This is a genomic window from Microbacterium sp. UBA1097, from assembly GCF_002313585.1.
Taxonomy (GTDB): Bacteria; Actinomycetota; Actinomycetes; order Actinomycetales; family Microbacteriaceae; genus Microbacterium.
Map to the genome: position 1 here is coordinate 128410 of NZ_DCBW01000046.1, position 16038 is coordinate 144447.

Sequence of the window (16038 nt, forward strand, 5' to 3'; positions counted from 1 at the left end):
GAGGCTCGCTCGCGCCTCGGATCTCGGGAGTACATCATGCCGGTCATCGACAATGCCATCTATGTCGACGGGGTTCGGGTCGAGAGCCCGACATCGCTGGAGGAGGCATACCGGCTGCGGCAAGAGCTCCATGGCTTCGCCTGGATCGGGCTGTACCGCCCCACGCCCGAAGAGTGGGACTCGGTGTCGCGAGAGTTCGACCTCCACCCGCTCGCGGTGGAGGACGGCTCGACAGGGCACCAGCGGGCGAAAGTGGAACGATACGACCGCACGCTGTTCGTCGTGCTGCGGCCCGCCCGCTACGACGATGCTCGAGAACGGGTGGAGTTCGGCGAGGTTCACCTCTTCGTGGGACACGGCTTCGTGATCAGCATCCGCCTCGCCGAGTCTCCCGACCTTGCCGCAGTGCGGCAGCGCCTCGAGAGCACACCCGAGCTGCTACGGCTTGGGTCAGAGGCGGTTCTCTACGCGGTCCTCGACCGGGTCGTCGATGACTATGAGCCGGTCATCGCGGGAATCGAGAACGACATCGATGAGATCGAAGACCAGCTCTTCGGAGACGCCAACGACGAGTTTCTCTCCCGGCGCATCTACGAGCTATACGGTGAGGCCGCCGCGTTCGGCCGAGCGGTCCACCCGCTGATCGGAATGATCGAGCGCCTGCGGCGGGGCTACGAGAAGTTCGACGTCGATCTGGAACTGCGACGCCATATGCGGGACGTCCTCGACAATGTCACCCGGGTGAGCGAGCGGGTGCAGGCGTCGCAAGCGCTGCTCGACAAGGCACTGACGGTTCACTCGGCGCTCGTCGCCCGTCACCACACCGAAGTATCGATGCGTCAGGACGAGCAGGTCAAGAAGATCTCGGGATGGGCGGCGATCATCTTCGCGCCGAGTCTTATCGCCGGCATCTACGGGATGAACTTCGACGACATGCCCGAGCTTCACTGGCCGTGGGGTTACCCCATGGCGATCGGGATGATGCTCGCCTTTGCGGGCGGTCTGTACGCGATCTTCCGCGCGCGCAAGTGGCTTTAGGGGCGCATCGCCCCGCCCACCACGGTACTGTCCGGGGCTATCAGACCGTGCCGTAGAGGCGGTCGCCGGCGTCGCCGAGGCCCGGCACGATGTAACCGCGCTCGTTGAGACGCTCGTCCACGGCGCCGAGCACAAGCGTCACATCTCGACCGTCGACCTGCTTCTCGATCGCTGCCACCCCTTCAGGGGCTCCGAGCAGGCAGATCGCGGTGACGTCCTGGGCGCCGCGGTCGAAGAGGAAATCGATAGCCATCCCCAGGGAGCCGCCGGTCGCGAGCATCGGGTCCAGCACGAAGCACTGCCGGTCGCTCAGATCAGCCGGCAGGCGCTCGGCGTATGTCGTGGGCTCCAGGGTCTCTTCGTTGCGCACCATGCCGAGGAACCCGACTTCAGCGGTGGGGAGGAGCTTCACCATCCCGTCGAGCATCCCCAGGCCCGCGCGCAGGATCGGAACGACGATCGGGCGCGGCTCGCTGATCTTCACACCGGTCGTCTCGGTCACGGGGGTTCGGATGCTGATCTCGGACACCCGGACGTTGCGGGTCGCTTCGTAGGCCAGCAGAGTCACAAGCTCTTCGGTCAATTGCCGGAAGACCGGGGAGGGGGTGCGCTCGTCCCGGAGGACGGTGAGCTTGTGCGTGATGAGCGGGTGATCGGCGACGTGCAAGCGCATACGCCTCAGAGTAGTCCTAGGCTCGTGGCGTGACCCACGCTGACACCGACCGCTCCGCGATGGGCCGCGCGCTCGAGCTGGCCCGGGAGGCCGGGCACACGGGCGAGGTTCCGGTCGGTGCGGTGGTCATCGATGAGACCGGGGCGATCATCGGGGAGGGTCGAAATCGCCGCGAGGCGACGACCGATCCGACAGCTCATGCCGAGGTCGTCGCGTTGCGCGCTGCAGCCCGGGCACGCGGGTCCTGGAACCTCGAGGGATGCACCCTCGTGGTGACGCTCGAGCCGTGTCTCATGTGTGCTGGAGCCCTGCTCCAGGCGCATGTCTCCCGGCTGGTCTTCGGCGCATGGGACGACAAGGCGGGAGCTGCCGGCTCGCTCTACGACGTCGTGCGGGATCGCCGGCTGCCGGTGCGCGCTGAAGTGGTCGCGGGGGTCGAGGCTGATGCGGCGGCATCCGTGCTGCGCGACTTCTTCGCCGTTCGCCGCGACTCCTGACCCGGCTTCGGCGTCGCTAACTCCTCAATTTTGGTCGGGCTCGCCCGAAGCAGACCGTTCTTTGAGGAGTTCGCGACGGTGGGCGCGGGCGAGGCTAGCGGGGCAGGTGAGGGAGGATCTCGGTTCCGAGCTCGTCGAGCTGGTCGAGGTCGGTCAGATCGACCTGCTGGAAGTAGATGCGGCTTGCCCCCAGTGCGGCAAGGCGCTCGACTTTCGGGATGATCTCTTCCGCACCGCCGAAGAACATCGCCGCGCCCTCGTTGCCGTCCCTCTCCCGGCCGATCGCGGCCAGACGTCGGTCGAGAGTGGCGTCGTCGCGGCCGACCACGGTGGGAAGTGCCACCGAGAGCTTGAGTGAATCCGGCTGCCGCCCGGCGTCGACGCACGCCTGACGCACGCGTTCGAACGCGTCGGCAACCTTATCCTCGGGTTGGAAACCGATGTTGAACTCGGTGGCGAACCGTGCGGCCAGGGCGGGGGTGCGCCGTTGCCCGCCACCGCCGATGATCACGGGCACCTGCGGTTGCACGGGCTTGGGAAGTGCCGGCGACTGGGTCAGACGGTAGGCGGTGCCCTGGTGGTCGAACGTCTGCCCCTCGGCTGTTGCCCACAGGCCGGTCATCACCTCGAGTTGCTCTTCGAACAGGTCGAAGCGCCTCGGTGGGAACGGGATGCCGTAGGCCTCGTGCTCGCGCTCGAACCATCCGGCTCCGAGTCCGAGCTCGGCGCGGCCTCCCGACATCTCGTCGACCTGTGCGACCTGAATGGCGAGGATGCCGGGGTGACGGAAGGTCACCGGCGAGACGAGCGTGCCCAGGCGTACCCTCTCGGTCTCCCGAGCGAGCCCAGCAAGGGTAGTCCAGGCATCCGTCGGGCCGGGAAGCGGGTCGCCGGCGCCCATCGCGAGGTAGTGGTCGGAGCGGAACCACCCGGCGAATCCGAGCCGCTCTGTGGCCTGGGCGCTCGCCAGCTGCTGCGCATACGAGAAGCCCTGTTGTGGTTCGGTGAAGACGCAGTACTCCATGGTGTCCTTTCTCAACGGCGGGCGTCGTTCGCGTCGGATGCGGACACCCCTGCCGTCCCGGCATCCGTGTCGGTTTCGGTCGGGGCATGGTAGATGTCGGGCTCGAGGTAGATCACCCGAGCGATCGGGACGACGTCGCGGATCCGAGCCTCAATAGCGTCGATGTCGGCAGTTACCTCGCCGAGCGTCTTGTCGGAGGCGAACCCGAGCTTGCCCGCGACCATGAGTTCATCGGGGCCGAGGTAGAGGGTTTTCAGGTGGATGAGCCGTTCGATCTCGTCGCCGCCCTCGATCGCGGTGACGATGCGGTCTCGATCCGCGCGCGTGGCGCCTTCGCCGACGAGCAGGCTCTTCGTCTCGATGCCGAGCGTGACAGCGACCAGGATCAGGAGCGTGCCGATCATGAGCGTGCCGATGGCGTCGTAGACCGGATTGCCGGTCAGCCATGACATCCCGACTCCGAAGAGGGCGAAGACGAGGCCGGTCAATGCCGCCACGTCCTCGAGCAGCACGACCGGCAGCTCCGGAGCCTTCGCATGGCGAACGAACGAGACCCAGGACTGCCCCTTGGTGCGCACGAGGTTGCTCTCGTGAATCGCCGTGCGCAGCGAGTACGACTCGAGGCCGATTGCGATGAACAGAACGAGAACGGGCAGCCAGACGTTCTCGAGTTCGTGGGGATGCGTGAGCTTGTCGACGCCTTCGTAGATCGAGAAGAGTCCACCGACCGAGAACAGGATGATCGAGACGACGAAGGCGTACACGTAGCGCTCGCGGCCGTAGCCGAACGGATGCTCGGCGTCGGCTGCTCGTCGGGACTGGCGACCCCCGAGCAGGAGCAAGAGTTGGTTGCCCGAATCGGCTACCGAGTGGATCGCTTCGGCGAGCATCGAGGCCGATCCCGAGAAGAACCACGCCGCGAACTTCGACAGGGCGATCCCCATGTTCGCGAGGAACGCCGCAATGATGGCGCGATTGCCGCCCGATGCACTCATGAGCGGGAGTCTAGGCCCGCTCGGTGTCGGGTTAGCGCGGCTCAGTCGGCCGAGCGCAGGATGATCGTCTCGGTTGCAGGGAGCGAGGTCGGGGGCTGCCCGATGTAGCCGATGACCTGCAGCAGTGCATGGCGGAACTCCACCGGACGCTCCAGGTGGGGCGAGTGGCCCACGCCCTCCAGGCTCAGCTCTTCGACGTGGCCGCCGGCTGCGGCGTAAGCCTCGAGCACGTCCCGGGTCTGCGAGACCATCTGTTGGGCGGGGGCGACATCCTCCCCGGGCCATCCCGGGATGATGCCGAGAGCGCCGAGGTGGTTGAGGTCGTAGAACGAGGCATCCGACACGATGGCGTCAGCGGTGCCGTGCACCCAGAGGATCGGCGGTTTGGGTTCGAGCTCCACGATCGACGCGGTGTTGAAGTACTTCGGTGCCATCGTGTTGAGAACGCCCACGGTTCCAGCGGCGAAGCCGGGCCAGTTCTCGCTCGGCACGCCGTCGCCGGGGTAGTTGCCGGATGCCGTGGATGTCGTGAGCATCGAGGCAACCCAGACATCCTCGTTCTCGCTGCTGTACCCGGGGGCGACGTAGCCCGAGCGGAAGACGCTGCGGGGCGAGGTCTGTGCCTCGTCGCTCGTGTCGCCCGCGTTGAGCCGCTCGACGAAGTCCGGGTTGCCCCCTCCGCCGCCGGTGCCGGCGTCGTCGTCGGTCAGGCGGCTGCCATCGCGGCGGGTGCCGCCGAAGCCGTAGGGCGAGACCGGGGCCTGCAGCGTGAGACTGAGGACAGGGTGGTCTAGCGCGTATTGCATCACGACCCCGCCGCCCATCGACCAGCCCACGAAGTGTGCGGTCGGAAGACCCAGAGCCTCCATCGTCGCGAAGACGTCGTCGCTGAAATCGCGGACGCCGCGGGTGGCATCCACCGGCAGGTTCTCGGTGCCCCCGAAGCCGCGCAGATCGATGGCGATGACGCGGAGGTCAGACGGCAGATCCTGCATGATCTCCTGCCAGAACAGGGCCGAAGACACATTGCCGTGCACGAACACGACGGTTCGATCGGTGGGTGTCGCGGGGTCGTCCCCGCTGCGTTCCAGGATGTTCACGGCGAGTCGGGGAGTCTCGATCGTGCGGGAGACGATGCCGTCGAAAAGGGTCATATCGGATCCTTGGTTCTCGAGTGACTCTGGTTCGGGAGTGACCCAGGCCGGTGGGACGCGGACGTTGCGCCGACTCCTCCGACGATAGCTCGCTCTCACCACGGGGAGGGATACGCCGAGCGTGAAAATTGGCAGAACGTGCGCGCCTAGGATGACGCCATGGCCTCCTCTACACCTTCTCTCGTCGTCGCCGTCCTCGGAGCTGGTTCGATGGGGGGTGCGGTCGCGCGCGGCGTCGCCGCATCCGGCACAGCAGGCGTCATCGCGACCAACCGCTCGGGGCAGAAAGCCGCCCTCCTCTCCGACATCCCGGGTATCCGCAGCTACGCGCTTGATGAGTACCCGGAGCGCAACCGCCTGTCGGCCGCCGAAGCCGACGTGATCCTCATCGGCGTCAAGCCCGCGATGGTCCCCGACCTGCTCCGCGAGATCGCTCCCTCGCTGCGCCCCGGGGCGATCGTCGTGAGTCTGGCGGCAGGGGTGACGACAGCGACCTACGAGGCGCTTCTTCCCGAAGGGGTTGCTGTGCTGCGATCCATGCCGAACACGCCGGCACTGGTGGGTCAGGCCGTCACGGGACTCGCAGTCGGCTCGCGCGCGAGCGACGCGGACCGCGCGACAGTGCGTGCCCTGTTCGAAACCGTCGGCGTCGTCGTAGACCTCGACGAGGAGCAGATCGATGCGCTGGGCACCATCTCAGGGTCGGGGCCGGCGTACGTGTACCTCCTCATCGAGGAACTCGCCCGTGCAGCCGAGAGCAAGGGCTTCTCTTCCGACCAGGCGCGGCTGCTCGTTGAACAGACCTTCATCGGCGCGTGCGCGCTGCTGGAGGCATCCGGCGAGGACCCGAGGGAGTTGCGGCGCCAGGTGACCAGCCCGAAGGGCACGACAGAGCGGGCGATCGCCGTGCTCCAGGATGCCGACCTGGGTGCGCTCTTCGGACGGGCGACGGATGCCGCGCTCGTGCGCTCGCGGGAACTCGCCGCCGGAGCTTCCTGACACGGCGGTCCCGACAAGAACGGGTGTACCGGGGCAATCCCGCGCGGCGGGTGTGGCACCGGCGTATGCTTCTCGTTCGTGACTTCCCGCGCGGCGTTGACGTCGTCGACGCGACGAGGCTGGCGGCGACCCCATCCGGCCCAAGCGATCGTGTTCGGCTTTGCCGGTGCGATCCTTGCCGGCACGGCTCTGCTGCTTCTGCCGTTCTCGGCGGCTGACGGCCGGTCCACGGGCATCGTCGACGCCCTGTTCACCGCCACCTCAGCGGTGTGTGTGACCGGACTCACCGTCCTCGACACCGCCACACATTGGAGCGGCTTCGGCCTCGCCGTGATCATGCTGCTCATCCAGCTGGGTGGCCTCGGGATCATGATCTTCGCCTCGCTCGTCGGACTGCTCATCGCGCGGAGATTCAGCATGCGCGCGCGGATGACGGCGGCGGTCGAAGCGCGAGCCCTCTCGACCCGGGACGTGAAGGGGCTGGTCCGCGGGATCGTGCTCATGTCCCTGACGATCGAAGCCGTTGTGTTCGCGTTCCTGTTCCCGCGGTTTCTGTTCGAGTACGACTACGGAATCGGGGAGGCAGCCTGGCACGCCCTTTTCCACTCGGTCTCATCGTTCAACAACGCCGGATTCGCCCTCTACAGTGACAATCTGATCCCGTTCGCCGCTGACCCTTTCATCGTGCTGCCGATCTGCGGCGCCGTGATCCTGGGGGGTCTCGGCTTCCCCGTTCTGCTGCAGCTGCGCAAGGAATTCCGAAAGCCCCTGCACTGGAGCATGAACACGCGGATCATGCTGTGGGGCACCGTCGTCCTTCTCGTGGCGGGGACCGTCTACATCACCGCGCTGGAATGGTCCAACGACCGAACCTTCGGCACCTACCCGCCGGCCGATCGCATCCTCATGGGGTTCTTCCACGCCGTTCAAACCCGCACCGCCGGATTCAACTCCGTGGACATCGGCCAGATGCACGATGAGACCTGGCTCGGGATGGACGTCTTGATGTTCATCGGAGGCGGGCCTGCCGGCACCGCGGGTGGCATCAAGGTGACGACCTTCGCGGTGTTGTTCTTCATCATGTGGACCGAGCTGCGCGGCGAGGCGGCAGTCAACATCTTCGGCAAGCGCCTCTCGCGCGCCGTGCACCGGCAGGCGATCACGGTGGTGCTCGTCGCGCTCGGTGCTGTCATGACCGGCACCATCACCCTCATGATCATGACGGGCGACGGCCTCGATGAGGTCCTCTTCGAATCGATCTCCGCTTTCGCCACGGTGGGGCTCAGTACCGGGATCACCGCCGACCTCCCGCCCGGCGGCGATATCGTCCTCATCATCCTCATGTTCCTCGGTCGCCTCGGCCCGCTCACCCTCGGATCGGCGCTCGCGCTGCGCGAGCGGCGCATCCTGTACGAACTCCCCAAGGAAAGGCCTGCAATTGGCTAGGTTCGCTCTGTTCGCCGATTCGTCCCGCCGCATCGCCGAGGCAGACTCGGTGGCGGTCATCGGCCTCGGTCGTTTCGGCAGCTCGCTCGCGAAGGAACTGATGGCGGCCGGAACCGAGGTACTCGGCATCGACACGGATGAGGATCTCGTCCAATCCCACAACGGTGAGCTCACCCAGGTCGTGCGTGCTGACTCGACCAAAGAGGAGGTGCTGCGCCAGCTTGCCGTCGACGAGTTCGATCGCGTTGTGATCGCGATCGGTCAGGACCTCAAGGCATCCATCCTCACGGCATCCCTACTCATCCAGCTCAAGGTCCCGGTGATCTGGGCCAAGGCCGTTGACGACCAGCACGGCCGCATCCTGGAGCAACTCGGCGTGCACCGGGTCATCTATCCCGAAAAGGACATGGGCAGGCGCGTGGCCCACCTCGTTCGCGGAGCCGCCAAGGACTACCTCGAAATCGAGCCGGGCTATTCACTCGCCAAGATCACGACGCCCGATCTGATCGTGGGCATCCCGCTCGGCCAGACAGTTCTTCGTCGCAAGCACGGCGTAACCGTGACCGCCTTCAAGCACGCCGGGGAAACGTGGCTCAACGCCGACAACGAGACGGTGCTCGCTCACGGAGACAGCATCCTGATCGTCGGACCGACCGACCGGGTCGAGGCCTTCGCCCAGCTGCGCTAAGTCCTCGGGCGCGCAGTGTTCTGGTGCGGATGCGCAGGTCTAGCGGTCGAGGGCGGCGAAGCGCTCGATGTCGCTGTTCGTGCCCGACACGATGATGAGGTCGTGGTTGGTCACCACCGTGTTCGCCTCCGCGTAACGGAAGGGCTTGCCGGGGCTCTTCACGCCGACCACCGTGACGTTGTACTTCGAGCGCACTCCCGACTCGTTGAGACCTACGCCGCGGATGAACTTCGGCGGGTACATCTTGGCGAGCACGAAATCGTCGTCGAAACGGATGAAGTCCAGCATCCGTCCGCTCACGAGGTGGGCGACGCGCTCGCCGGCCTCCCGCTCGGGATAGATGACGTGGTTCGCTCCCACACGAGCGAGGATCTTGCCGTGCGACTGGGATACCGCTTTCGCCCAGATCTGCGGCACCTTCAGGTCGACGAGGTTAGCGGTGATGAGCACTGACGCCTCGATCGAGGAACCCACGGCGACGACCGCCACCTGAAACTCCTGGGCGCCGATCTGCTTGAGTGCGTCGATGTTGCGCGCATCTGCCTGCACGGTGTGTGTGACCCGCTCCGACCACTTCTGGACGAGCTCGAGGCTCTCGTCGATCGCGAGGACCTCGCGCTCGAGACGGTCGAGCTCGCCGGCGCAGGCGGCGCCGAACCGTCCGAGCCCGATGACGAGGACGGGGGAGTCGCTTCGGATGCGCTCAACCAACGATGGGCCTTTCCACGGGCAGCGAATACAGCTGCGAACGGGATGTCGCGGCCACGGCCGCGGCGAGTGTCACTGTACCAACGCGCCCCATGACGATCGTCACGGCCAACACGTATTTCGCGGAGTCGGGCAGCTGTTCGGTGAGTCCGGTCGACAGGCCGACCGTTGCAAAGCCCGAGATGACGTCGAAGAGCACGGAGGCGACGTCAGCCTTCGTGATCTGCAGGATGATCACCGTCGAGAGGGCGACGATCGTCGATCCCCACGCGAGAACCGACAGCGCGACCCGCAGCACGTCGCTCGGGATGCGGCGGCGGAACACCTGGGTCGAACTGCGGCCCTTGGCTTCCGACCACACGGCCAGCGCAATGACCGCCAGCGTGGTCACCTTGATCCCGCCTGCCGTGGAGGCGGAGCCGCCGCCGACGAACATCAGCATCATCGCCACGATCTGGCTCGAGCCGTTCAGCTCCGACATGTCGAGAACCGCGAACCCGCCTGAACGGGTCATGGCCGAGAGGAAGAACGACTGCATCGTCGTATCAGCGGCATCCAGGCTTCCGAGCGTCGCCGGGTTGTTGAACTCCAGGCCGAGGAACACGAATCCGCCCAGAAAGAAGAGCGTCGTCGTCGTGATCAGCGTGAGCTTGGTGTGCAGGGGCCACCGGCGGATGTGCCAGAGCTCGCGGCGCAGCGCGAAGATGACCGGAAACCCGATCGATCCGAGGAAGACCCCACCCATCAGGACGGTGAGGACCCAGTAGTTGTCGGCGAATGCGCCGACACCCTCGACGTTGGGGGTGAAGCCGGTGTTCGTGAACGCCATGGCCGCGTAGAACGGAGCCTCCCAGAGCGCAACGTTCCATTCGATGCCCGATGCAAGCATCCCGGGATAGAGCAGGATGGCGACGACGAGTTCGATGACCAGGGTCGACAGCGCGACAACCCGCAGCAGCGATCCGATCTCGCCCAGCCGCACCGTTTGGCTCTCGTTGACCGGTCCGCCGTGGCTGCGGAGTGGGTTCGTGTCACCGGCGGCGAGCAGTTTCGCGCGCAGTCCGAGCCGCCGCGAGATCACGAGCCCGAGGATCGAGGCCAGGGTGAGGACTCCCATCGCGCCGATCTGAACGCCGATGAAGATCACCACGTGTCCGAACGGAGACCACTGTGTGGCCATGTTCACTGTGGAAAGCCCGGTCACGCAGATCGTGGAGACCGCTGTGAACAGGGCGTCAGCGAACGCTGTGACCTCACCTGTCGCCGAGGCGATCGGCAGCGAGAAGAGCCCCGTGAAGATGAGGATCAGGCCCACGAACACGAAGATCGCGAACCGCGACGGCGAGTTCTGTGCGACGGTGCGAAACAGCTCGAACAGGCGGTGCCCGAGGGTGCGCAGGGGGTGCGGCGTCGCACGTACGCCTTCGGACATCCCCACCCTCCCTGGTGTCTCGCTCGGTGGCTATCCCGGCGGCCCTGTCGGCCGGATCGCTCCCTCATGCTACTGCCGGGCGCGCACGCGACTACCCTGAACACATGGCGGACATCTTCGACGTGATCGCAGACGGTACTCGGCGCGACATCCTGCGGCTGTTGCTCGACCGCGAGTCCGAGTCCGACTCGGGCACGAGTGTGTCCCAGATCGTGAGCGAGCTCGGGGTCAGCCAACCCACGGTCTCCAAGCACCTCAAGGTGCTGCGGGATGCCCACCTCGTGTCGGTTCGGGAGGAAGGGCAGCACCGCTACTACAGCCTGTCACCCGAACCCCTCGACGAAGTCGACGATTGGCTGGTGCCGTTCCTGACGACCGAAGATGACCTCGAGATCGAGCTGCCGGCGGCGCTGTCGGAGTCGGCGGCGCACGCGGCCGAGGCGGTGGGCCGCGCCGCGGCATCCGCCCGGTACGCCGTCACCAACGCCTGGCGGAAGCTTCCTGGCCGGTAACCACTCACGTCACACGGGTCACACCGGTTTACACGCGTCTCGCGCAGGCTCTAGAGTGTTCGCTACCGCCGGTTTGTGATGCCGGCGGGCTGGGCATTGGAAGGGGAGGCCATGGCAGAGCTGCCAGACGTGCGCTTCCTGACGGTCGCGGAAGTCGCCGACCTGATGCGGGTATCGAAGATGACCGTCTACCGGCTGGTGCACAGTGGCGAGCTGCCGGCTGTTCGGTTCGGACGCAGCTATCGCGTGCCGGAGTCCGCGGTGACAGCCGCCCTTCAGCGGCCCATCGCCGACGTCGGCTAGACTGATCCGAGGCATTTTTCCATTCATGCCCGTTCCCGGGCGAGAACGCACGCCGCGTTCGACGCCCAGACCCCGACATTGTGAGGTTTTCCGTGGGTTCTGTCATCAAGAAGCGCCGCAAGCGCATGGCGAAGAAGAAGCACCGCAAGCTGCTTCGCAAGACTCGCCACCAGCGCCGCAACAAGAAGTAAGTTGCGGCAGCCACACCAAGCGCCTGTCCACTGGACGGGCGCTTCGTGTTTGTGCTCACGCCGCTGACGGCATCCGTTCGCCCGCGCACGCCCGCGCTGAGGACCGCACCGAGGTAGGACTTTTCGTCGAGGTCGGCCGATTCGCGGCTGAATCGTCCTACCTTGCTGATTTCTCCTACTTCGGCGACCCGCTGCGGGCGTCCTCCGAGTCCTCGTCGGGACCGTCATCCTGCACCGGAATCGCGTTGGTGTACTGGGCGGCACGGGCCTCTCCCTGCGCGCTCCCCGAGAACAGACCTTCCACGGCGCCGGTGTTCGTTCCCTCGGCTTCGGTCTCCTCGGCAGGCTGCGTGACCAAGACGCGCTTCACCGGAAGGGCGTCGGGATTCGTGCGGCGCACCCAGGCGACCATCTCTTCGCGCACCAGGCACCGCAGGTCGAAGAGCGTTCCCGCGTTCGCAGCGGTGACCAGGATGCGGACCCGCACCATTCCGCCGGTGGCTTCTGTCACCTGAAGCACTGCCGTGCGCCCGTCCCACAACTCGGTCTCGCCGACGACGCGCTGCAGGTGCTCGCGCATGCGGGCGGTGGAGATGCGCCAGTCCACGTCGAGCTCGACAGCTCCCAGCAGCTCGCTGCCCTTGCGTGTCCAGTTCTCGAACGGCGTCGTGGTGAAGTACGTGCACGGCAGCACGAGGCGGCGATCATCCCACAGGTCGAGCACGACGTAGCTCAGGGTGATCTCGCCGACGCGGCCCCACTGGCCCTCGGCGACGACGACATCATCGACCCGCAGGGCCTCGCTGAAGACCAACTGGATGCCGGCGAACATGTTCGCGAGCACGGACTGTGCGGCAAGACCGGCGACGATGGAGGCGATCCCGGCGGATGCCAGCACGCTGGCTCCGAACGCCTGGATCGCGGGGAAGGTGAGCAGCGCCGCACCGATGGCGATGATCACGATGATCACCACGGCCACGCGGCGCAGGATCAGCACCTGGGTGCGGATGCGTCGAGCGATGCGGTTGTCGGGCACATCGATCCGGTAGTGGCCGAGCGCCATCTCGGTGGCGAATCGCACGAGTTCGATCAGCAGCCATGCTGCAGCCGCGATAGAACCGATCGCCGCGACGCGGTCGATGACGGCATCCCAGGCTGTGTTGGTTGCCGCGTCCCCGCCGGCAAGTCCCAGCGGGGAGAATCTATCGATCGCGATCCACAGGGCGATGATCAGGACGATGGTGCGAAACGGCCGCCGCGCATGGCGAACGAAACTCTGACCCCATGAGCGCCGCCGAAGCGCGAGCTTGACGATCCCCGAAACGATCGTGGTCAGCACCAGGGCTGACACGACCGCGACGACCACGGCGATCGCGAATGTCATCCACGGTCCAAGGGTCGCTGTCGTCGCATCGACAACGTCCGTCGCGCGCCGCCAGTCGTGCGGGCGTAGGTCAAGCATCCGTTCTCCCTCCGGGGCCTTCCTCCACGCTACGGGGAGCACCGGGTGCGCCCGCAAACCGGGAGCGAAGCGCACAGGAGCCTCGGAGGATCCCGCCCCCGTACGATGGCACCGTGACGACAGTGACTCTCATCGGCCGCGACGGGTGCCACCTGTGCGATGTCGCGCGTGGCGTCATCGACCACGTCCTCGCCAACCTCCCCGACGACCAGGCCGACGCGGTAACTGTCGAGGAGCTCTCGATCCAAGACGATCCGGCCCTCTCAGAGCTGTGGTGGGAGAAGATCCCGGTCGTGCTCATCGACGGCGACCTGCACGCGCATTGGCGTCTGGACGCTGCACGGCTGTCCGCCGCGCTGCGCGATGCGGATGCCGCATCGCGAGCCCAGGAGGTGTCACGATGACCCTGCGCCACGTGGTCATGTGGACGATGGCTGCAGGCGACGCTGCCACGCGCGCCGAGCACGCCGGCGAGGTCGCGCGGCGGCTGAGCGCCCTAGTCGGTGTCGTTCCCGAGATCCGCTCGCTATCGGCCGGTGCCAACAGCGAGTATCCGGACGTCAACGCGGACGTCGTGCTCATCATGGATGTCGATGATCTCGACTCACTCGAGGCCTACCAGGTGCATCCGGCGCACCAGGAGGTGGCAGCCTACATCCGCAGCGTCGTGGCTTCCCGCCACGCCGTCGACTTCGTCATCTAGGCGCGGCGCTCACGGCCTCAGACCAGGCGCCGCCGCAGGGCGTCGAGTTCGGCATCAGTCAGCCCCCCTGAGCGTAGGTAGCCTGCCGCGCCGCCATGGGTGGAATCCACCCACTCCAGGGCGGTGACGATCGCTGCGGGCGGTGTCGCGGCGACGAGATCGTCGAGAGCCGGCGTGCGCGGAATGCCCATCGCCTGCAGCATCCCGAACATGCGCTCGGTCCAGGGGCCGGCGAGGTTACGCTCCGACGACGCATAGTCCTCGACGATCGCCGGGCGCTCGACTCCGACCGCCTCGAGGATCAGCGCGATCGCGACGCCGGTGCGATCCTTGCCGGCGGTGCAGTGGACGAGGACTGCTGCCTCAGACTGCGCTACCGCCCGGGCAGTCTCGGCGAAAGCGCTCGCGCCGTGTTGCAGCATCGAGACGTACAGTTCCGGCAGCGAGGGGATCTGGGCTAGCGCTCGTTCGATGATGCGGGATACCGCCTCCGGGTCGCTCGCTTGCGAGGCGGACTTCATGACCTCTTGAGCCATCCCGGCCATTGCGCCTTCGAGCACGCCCAGTTGCACAACGCGCGGCGGCGGCGATGCGGGAAGCCGGTCGGGCGCCATCTGCCTCTCGGTGTCGGTACGGAAGTCGATGACGACCTCGATGTCGCTCGCGGCCAGTTGATCCAGGCCGCGAGGCGTCAGGTCGCTCAGGGCATCCGACCTGTAGAGAACCCCGACGCGCGTACGATCGCCCGACACGACGGGCAGACCGCCGACGTCGCGAAAGTTGTGGGTCCCCTCGGGGCTCGAGGGAGTGAGCTCGGATGCCGAAGCCGCGGTCATGTCTCCAGCGTAGGCGTGACCGGTGACCGGCTCAGGGCGCGAGGCGCGTGGGGCCGCGGAAGAGGAAGGTCACTTCGCGGATGGAGGATTCGCCCAGCAGCAGCATGAGAAGGCGCGCGAGCCCCATCCCGAAACCACCGTGCGGGGGAACGCCGTAGCGGAAGAAGTCGAGATAGTGCTCGAGCCCCGCGACATCCAGGCCCTTCTCGGTGGCCTGCGCCTCGAGGACCTCGACGCGGTGCTCGCGCTGCGCGCCGGTGGTGATCTCGGTGCCGCGGTAGAGCAGGTCGTAGCTCTTGGTCATCCCGGTCCTGGGATCGCGCATGTGGTAGAACGGCCGGATCTCGGGGTGGTAGTCGGTGACGAACACGAAGTCGTGGTCGTACGTTTCCTTCACGTACGCCGACAGCTGGCGTTCGCCCTCGGGGTCGAGGTCGCCGTCAGCGCGGGGGATCTCGTAGCCGCGGGATGCGACGATCGACCGGGCCTCGGCAAGCGGAATGCGTGGGAACGGCAGGGTCGGAACCGTGACCTCGAGTCCGAAGAGCTCCTCGATCTCGGCGCCGTGCTTCTCTTTGACGGCGGCGATCGCGGTCTGAAGCAGCTCTTCTTGCATCCGCGCGACGTCTTCGTGGGACTCGACCCAGCTGATCTCCGCGTCGATGGAGGTGAACTCGGTGGCGTGGCGGCTCGTGAAGCTGGGGTCCGCGCGGAAGGCGTCGGCGATCTCGAACACCTTGCCAAAGCCCGCGGCCTGCGCCATCTGCTTGAAGTGTTGGGGGCTCTGCGCGAGGTAGGCGGTCTGGTCTCCGAAGTACTCCAGCTGGAACAGCTCCGCACGCGATTCGGCGGGGCTCGACATGAGCTTGGGGGAGTGGATCTCGATGTAGTCGCGCTCGATCCAGTAGCTGCGCATCGCGTGCTCGAGGGTGGTCTGCACGCGGAAGATCAGGTTGTTGCGGGCCTGACGCAGATCGATGAAGCGCCAGTCCATGCGCTTGTCGAGCCCGCTGTCGGCGGCGATGGGTGTCTCGGGGTCGGATGCCGCGGCGATCTCGAGAGTGTGGATCTTGATCTCGACACCTCCGAGCTTGACGCGCTCGTCGTGCTTGAGTTCTCCGGTCACCGTGAGGAAGGTGCCGGTCGACAGAGCCGAGATGGTCTCCGTCAACGCAAGTGCCGCGTGAGCCGTATCGTCGGCATCCTCGGGAAGTTCGCGGGTCGCGGGATTGACCAACTGGACGGCGCCTGTCTCATCGCGCAGGATGACGAACTGCACCTTCTTCTGGTCGCGCACCGTCTCGACCCATCCGGAAACGGAGACGGAGCCCGCGGGCAGTTGCTTCAGCTGGTTCACCAGGACGCGTTCACTCACGA

Annotated in this window: 19 protein-coding genes; 10 read left to right on the forward strand and 9 right to left on the reverse strand. The window is 66.4% G+C overall.

Annotated features, from left to right (window positions below; translation table 11 throughout):
• The first annotated feature begins 36 nt into the window (after positions 1-36).
• Positions 37-1038 carry a magnesium and cobalt transport protein CorA gene (locus B4F19_RS11415; protein ID WP_228177847.1) on the forward strand — a complete coding sequence of 334 codons (1002 nt, stop codon included), beginning with the start codon at positions 37-39 and terminating at the stop codon, positions 1036-1038.
• A gap of 40 nt (positions 1039-1078) precedes the next feature.
• On the opposite strand, the gene upp is transcribed toward B4F19_RS11415, so the two are convergent.
• Entirely contained in the window at positions 1079-1711 is a 633-nt protein-coding gene (gene upp, locus B4F19_RS11420) for a uracil phosphoribosyltransferase (protein ID WP_228177848.1), read from the reverse strand.
• Between the two features lie 29 nt (positions 1712-1740).
• Between upp and B4F19_RS11425 the strand changes: the two genes are divergently transcribed.
• Positions 1741-2208 (forward strand): nucleoside deaminase, encoded by a 468-nt coding sequence (locus tag B4F19_RS11425; protein ID WP_292735039.1) that lies wholly within the window; start codon positions 1741-1743, stop codon positions 2206-2208.
• A gap of 94 nt (positions 2209-2302) precedes the next feature.
• Here B4F19_RS11425 and B4F19_RS11430 read toward each other — a convergent pair whose 3' ends face one another.
• Genes B4F19_RS11430 through B4F19_RS11440 form a run of 3 tightly spaced genes read right to left on the reverse strand, consistent with a single transcriptional unit; the run spans position 2303 to position 5381 of the window.
• Positions 2303-3232, reverse strand: a complete 930-nt coding sequence (locus B4F19_RS11430; RefSeq protein WP_228177849.1) for an LLM class F420-dependent oxidoreductase — start codon at positions 3230-3232, stop codon at positions 2303-2305.
• Positions 3233-3243: 11 nt separating this feature from the next.
• Positions 3244-4227: a cation diffusion facilitator family transporter gene (locus B4F19_RS11435; protein WP_228177850.1), complete on the reverse strand. Its 984-nt coding sequence runs from the start codon at positions 4225-4227 to the stop codon at positions 3244-3246.
• Positions 4228-4268: 41 nt separating this feature from the next.
• Complete coding sequence (locus tag B4F19_RS11440; RefSeq protein ID WP_228177851.1) at positions 4269-5381, reverse strand: alpha/beta fold hydrolase; 1113 nt, start codon at positions 5379-5381, stop codon at positions 4269-4271.
• Between the two features lie 159 nt (positions 5382-5540).
• On the opposite strand from B4F19_RS11440, the gene proC reads away from it, so the two are divergent.
• The 3 genes from proC (at position 5541) to B4F19_RS11455 (ending at position 8514) form a co-directional block, all read left to right on the forward strand.
• The gene (gene proC / locus B4F19_RS11445; RefSeq protein ID WP_292727338.1) at positions 5541-6380 is read left to right on the forward strand and encodes a pyrroline-5-carboxylate reductase; all 840 of its coding nucleotides are present in this window, start codon (positions 5541-5543) and stop codon (positions 6378-6380) included.
• A 78-nt stretch (positions 6381-6458) separates the two neighbouring features.
• A complete protein-coding gene (locus B4F19_RS11450; RefSeq protein ID WP_292727340.1) occupies positions 6459-7826 on the forward strand; it encodes a TrkH family potassium uptake protein in 1368 nt (455 codons plus the stop codon).
• On the forward strand, positions 7819-8514 hold the full coding sequence (locus B4F19_RS11455) for a potassium channel family protein (protein WP_228177856.1): 696 nt from the start codon (positions 7819-7821) through the stop codon (positions 8512-8514). Before B4F19_RS11450 ends, B4F19_RS11455 begins: the two co-directional genes overlap by 8 nt.
• 39 nt (positions 8515-8553) lie before the next feature.
• Here B4F19_RS11455 and B4F19_RS11460 read toward each other — a convergent pair whose 3' ends face one another.
• The gene (locus B4F19_RS11460) at positions 8554-9225 is read right to left on the reverse strand and encodes a potassium channel family protein (RefSeq protein ID WP_195692296.1); all 672 of its coding nucleotides are present in this window, start codon (positions 9223-9225) and stop codon (positions 8554-8556) included.
• A complete protein-coding gene (locus B4F19_RS11465) occupies positions 9218-10654 on the reverse strand; it encodes a TrkH family potassium uptake protein (protein ID WP_228177857.1) in 1437 nt (478 codons plus the stop codon). Before B4F19_RS11465 ends, B4F19_RS11460 begins: the two co-directional genes overlap by 8 nt.
• A 104-nt stretch (positions 10655-10758) precedes the next feature.
• Here B4F19_RS11465 and B4F19_RS11470 point away from each other — a divergent pair, with 104 nt between their 5' ends.
• From B4F19_RS11470 to B4F19_RS11480, 3 genes are all read left to right on the forward strand, one after another.
• Positions 10759-11166 (forward strand): ArsR/SmtB family transcription factor, encoded by a 408-nt coding sequence (locus B4F19_RS11470; protein ID WP_228177858.1) that lies wholly within the window; start codon positions 10759-10761, stop codon positions 11164-11166.
• A 111-nt stretch (positions 11167-11277) separates the two neighbouring features.
• Positions 11278-11469, forward strand: a complete 192-nt coding sequence (locus tag B4F19_RS11475; protein WP_195692293.1) for a helix-turn-helix domain-containing protein — start codon at positions 11278-11280, stop codon at positions 11467-11469.
• Between the two features lie 92 nt (positions 11470-11561).
• Positions 11562-11660 carry a 30S ribosomal protein bS22 gene (locus B4F19_RS11480; protein ID WP_003792170.1) on the forward strand — a complete coding sequence of 33 codons (99 nt, stop codon included), beginning with the start codon at positions 11562-11564 and terminating at the stop codon, positions 11658-11660.
• A gap of 175 nt (positions 11661-11835) precedes the next feature.
• Here B4F19_RS11480 and B4F19_RS11485 read toward each other — a convergent pair whose 3' ends face one another.
• Positions 11836-13122 (reverse strand): mechanosensitive ion channel family protein, encoded by a 1287-nt coding sequence (locus tag B4F19_RS11485; protein WP_292735042.1) that lies wholly within the window; start codon positions 13120-13122, stop codon positions 11836-11838.
• 113 nt (positions 13123-13235) lie between these two features.
• On the opposite strand from B4F19_RS11485, the gene B4F19_RS11490 reads away from it, so the two are divergent.
• Together B4F19_RS11490 and B4F19_RS11495 are read left to right on the forward strand one after the other, a co-directional pair.
• Positions 13236-13526 carry a glutaredoxin family protein gene (locus B4F19_RS11490; protein WP_292735045.1) on the forward strand — a complete coding sequence of 97 codons (291 nt, stop codon included), beginning with the start codon at positions 13236-13238 and terminating at the stop codon, positions 13524-13526.
• On the forward strand, positions 13523-13825 hold the full coding sequence (locus tag B4F19_RS11495; RefSeq protein ID WP_228177861.1) for a Dabb family protein: 303 nt from the start codon (positions 13523-13525) through the stop codon (positions 13823-13825). Before B4F19_RS11490 ends, B4F19_RS11495 begins: the two co-directional genes overlap by 4 nt.
• Positions 13826-13842: 17 nt before the next feature.
• Here B4F19_RS11495 and B4F19_RS11500 read toward each other — a convergent pair whose 3' ends face one another.
• On the reverse strand, positions 13843-14661 hold the full coding sequence (locus tag B4F19_RS11500; protein WP_228177862.1) for a tyrosine-protein phosphatase: 819 nt from the start codon (positions 14659-14661) through the stop codon (positions 13843-13845).
• Between the two features lie 31 nt (positions 14662-14692).
• Complete coding sequence (aspS, locus tag B4F19_RS11505; RefSeq protein ID WP_292727561.1) at positions 14693-16036, reverse strand: aspartate--tRNA(Asn) ligase; 1344 nt, start codon at positions 16034-16036, stop codon at positions 14693-14695.
• Between the last annotated feature and the right edge of the window lie 2 nt (positions 16037-16038).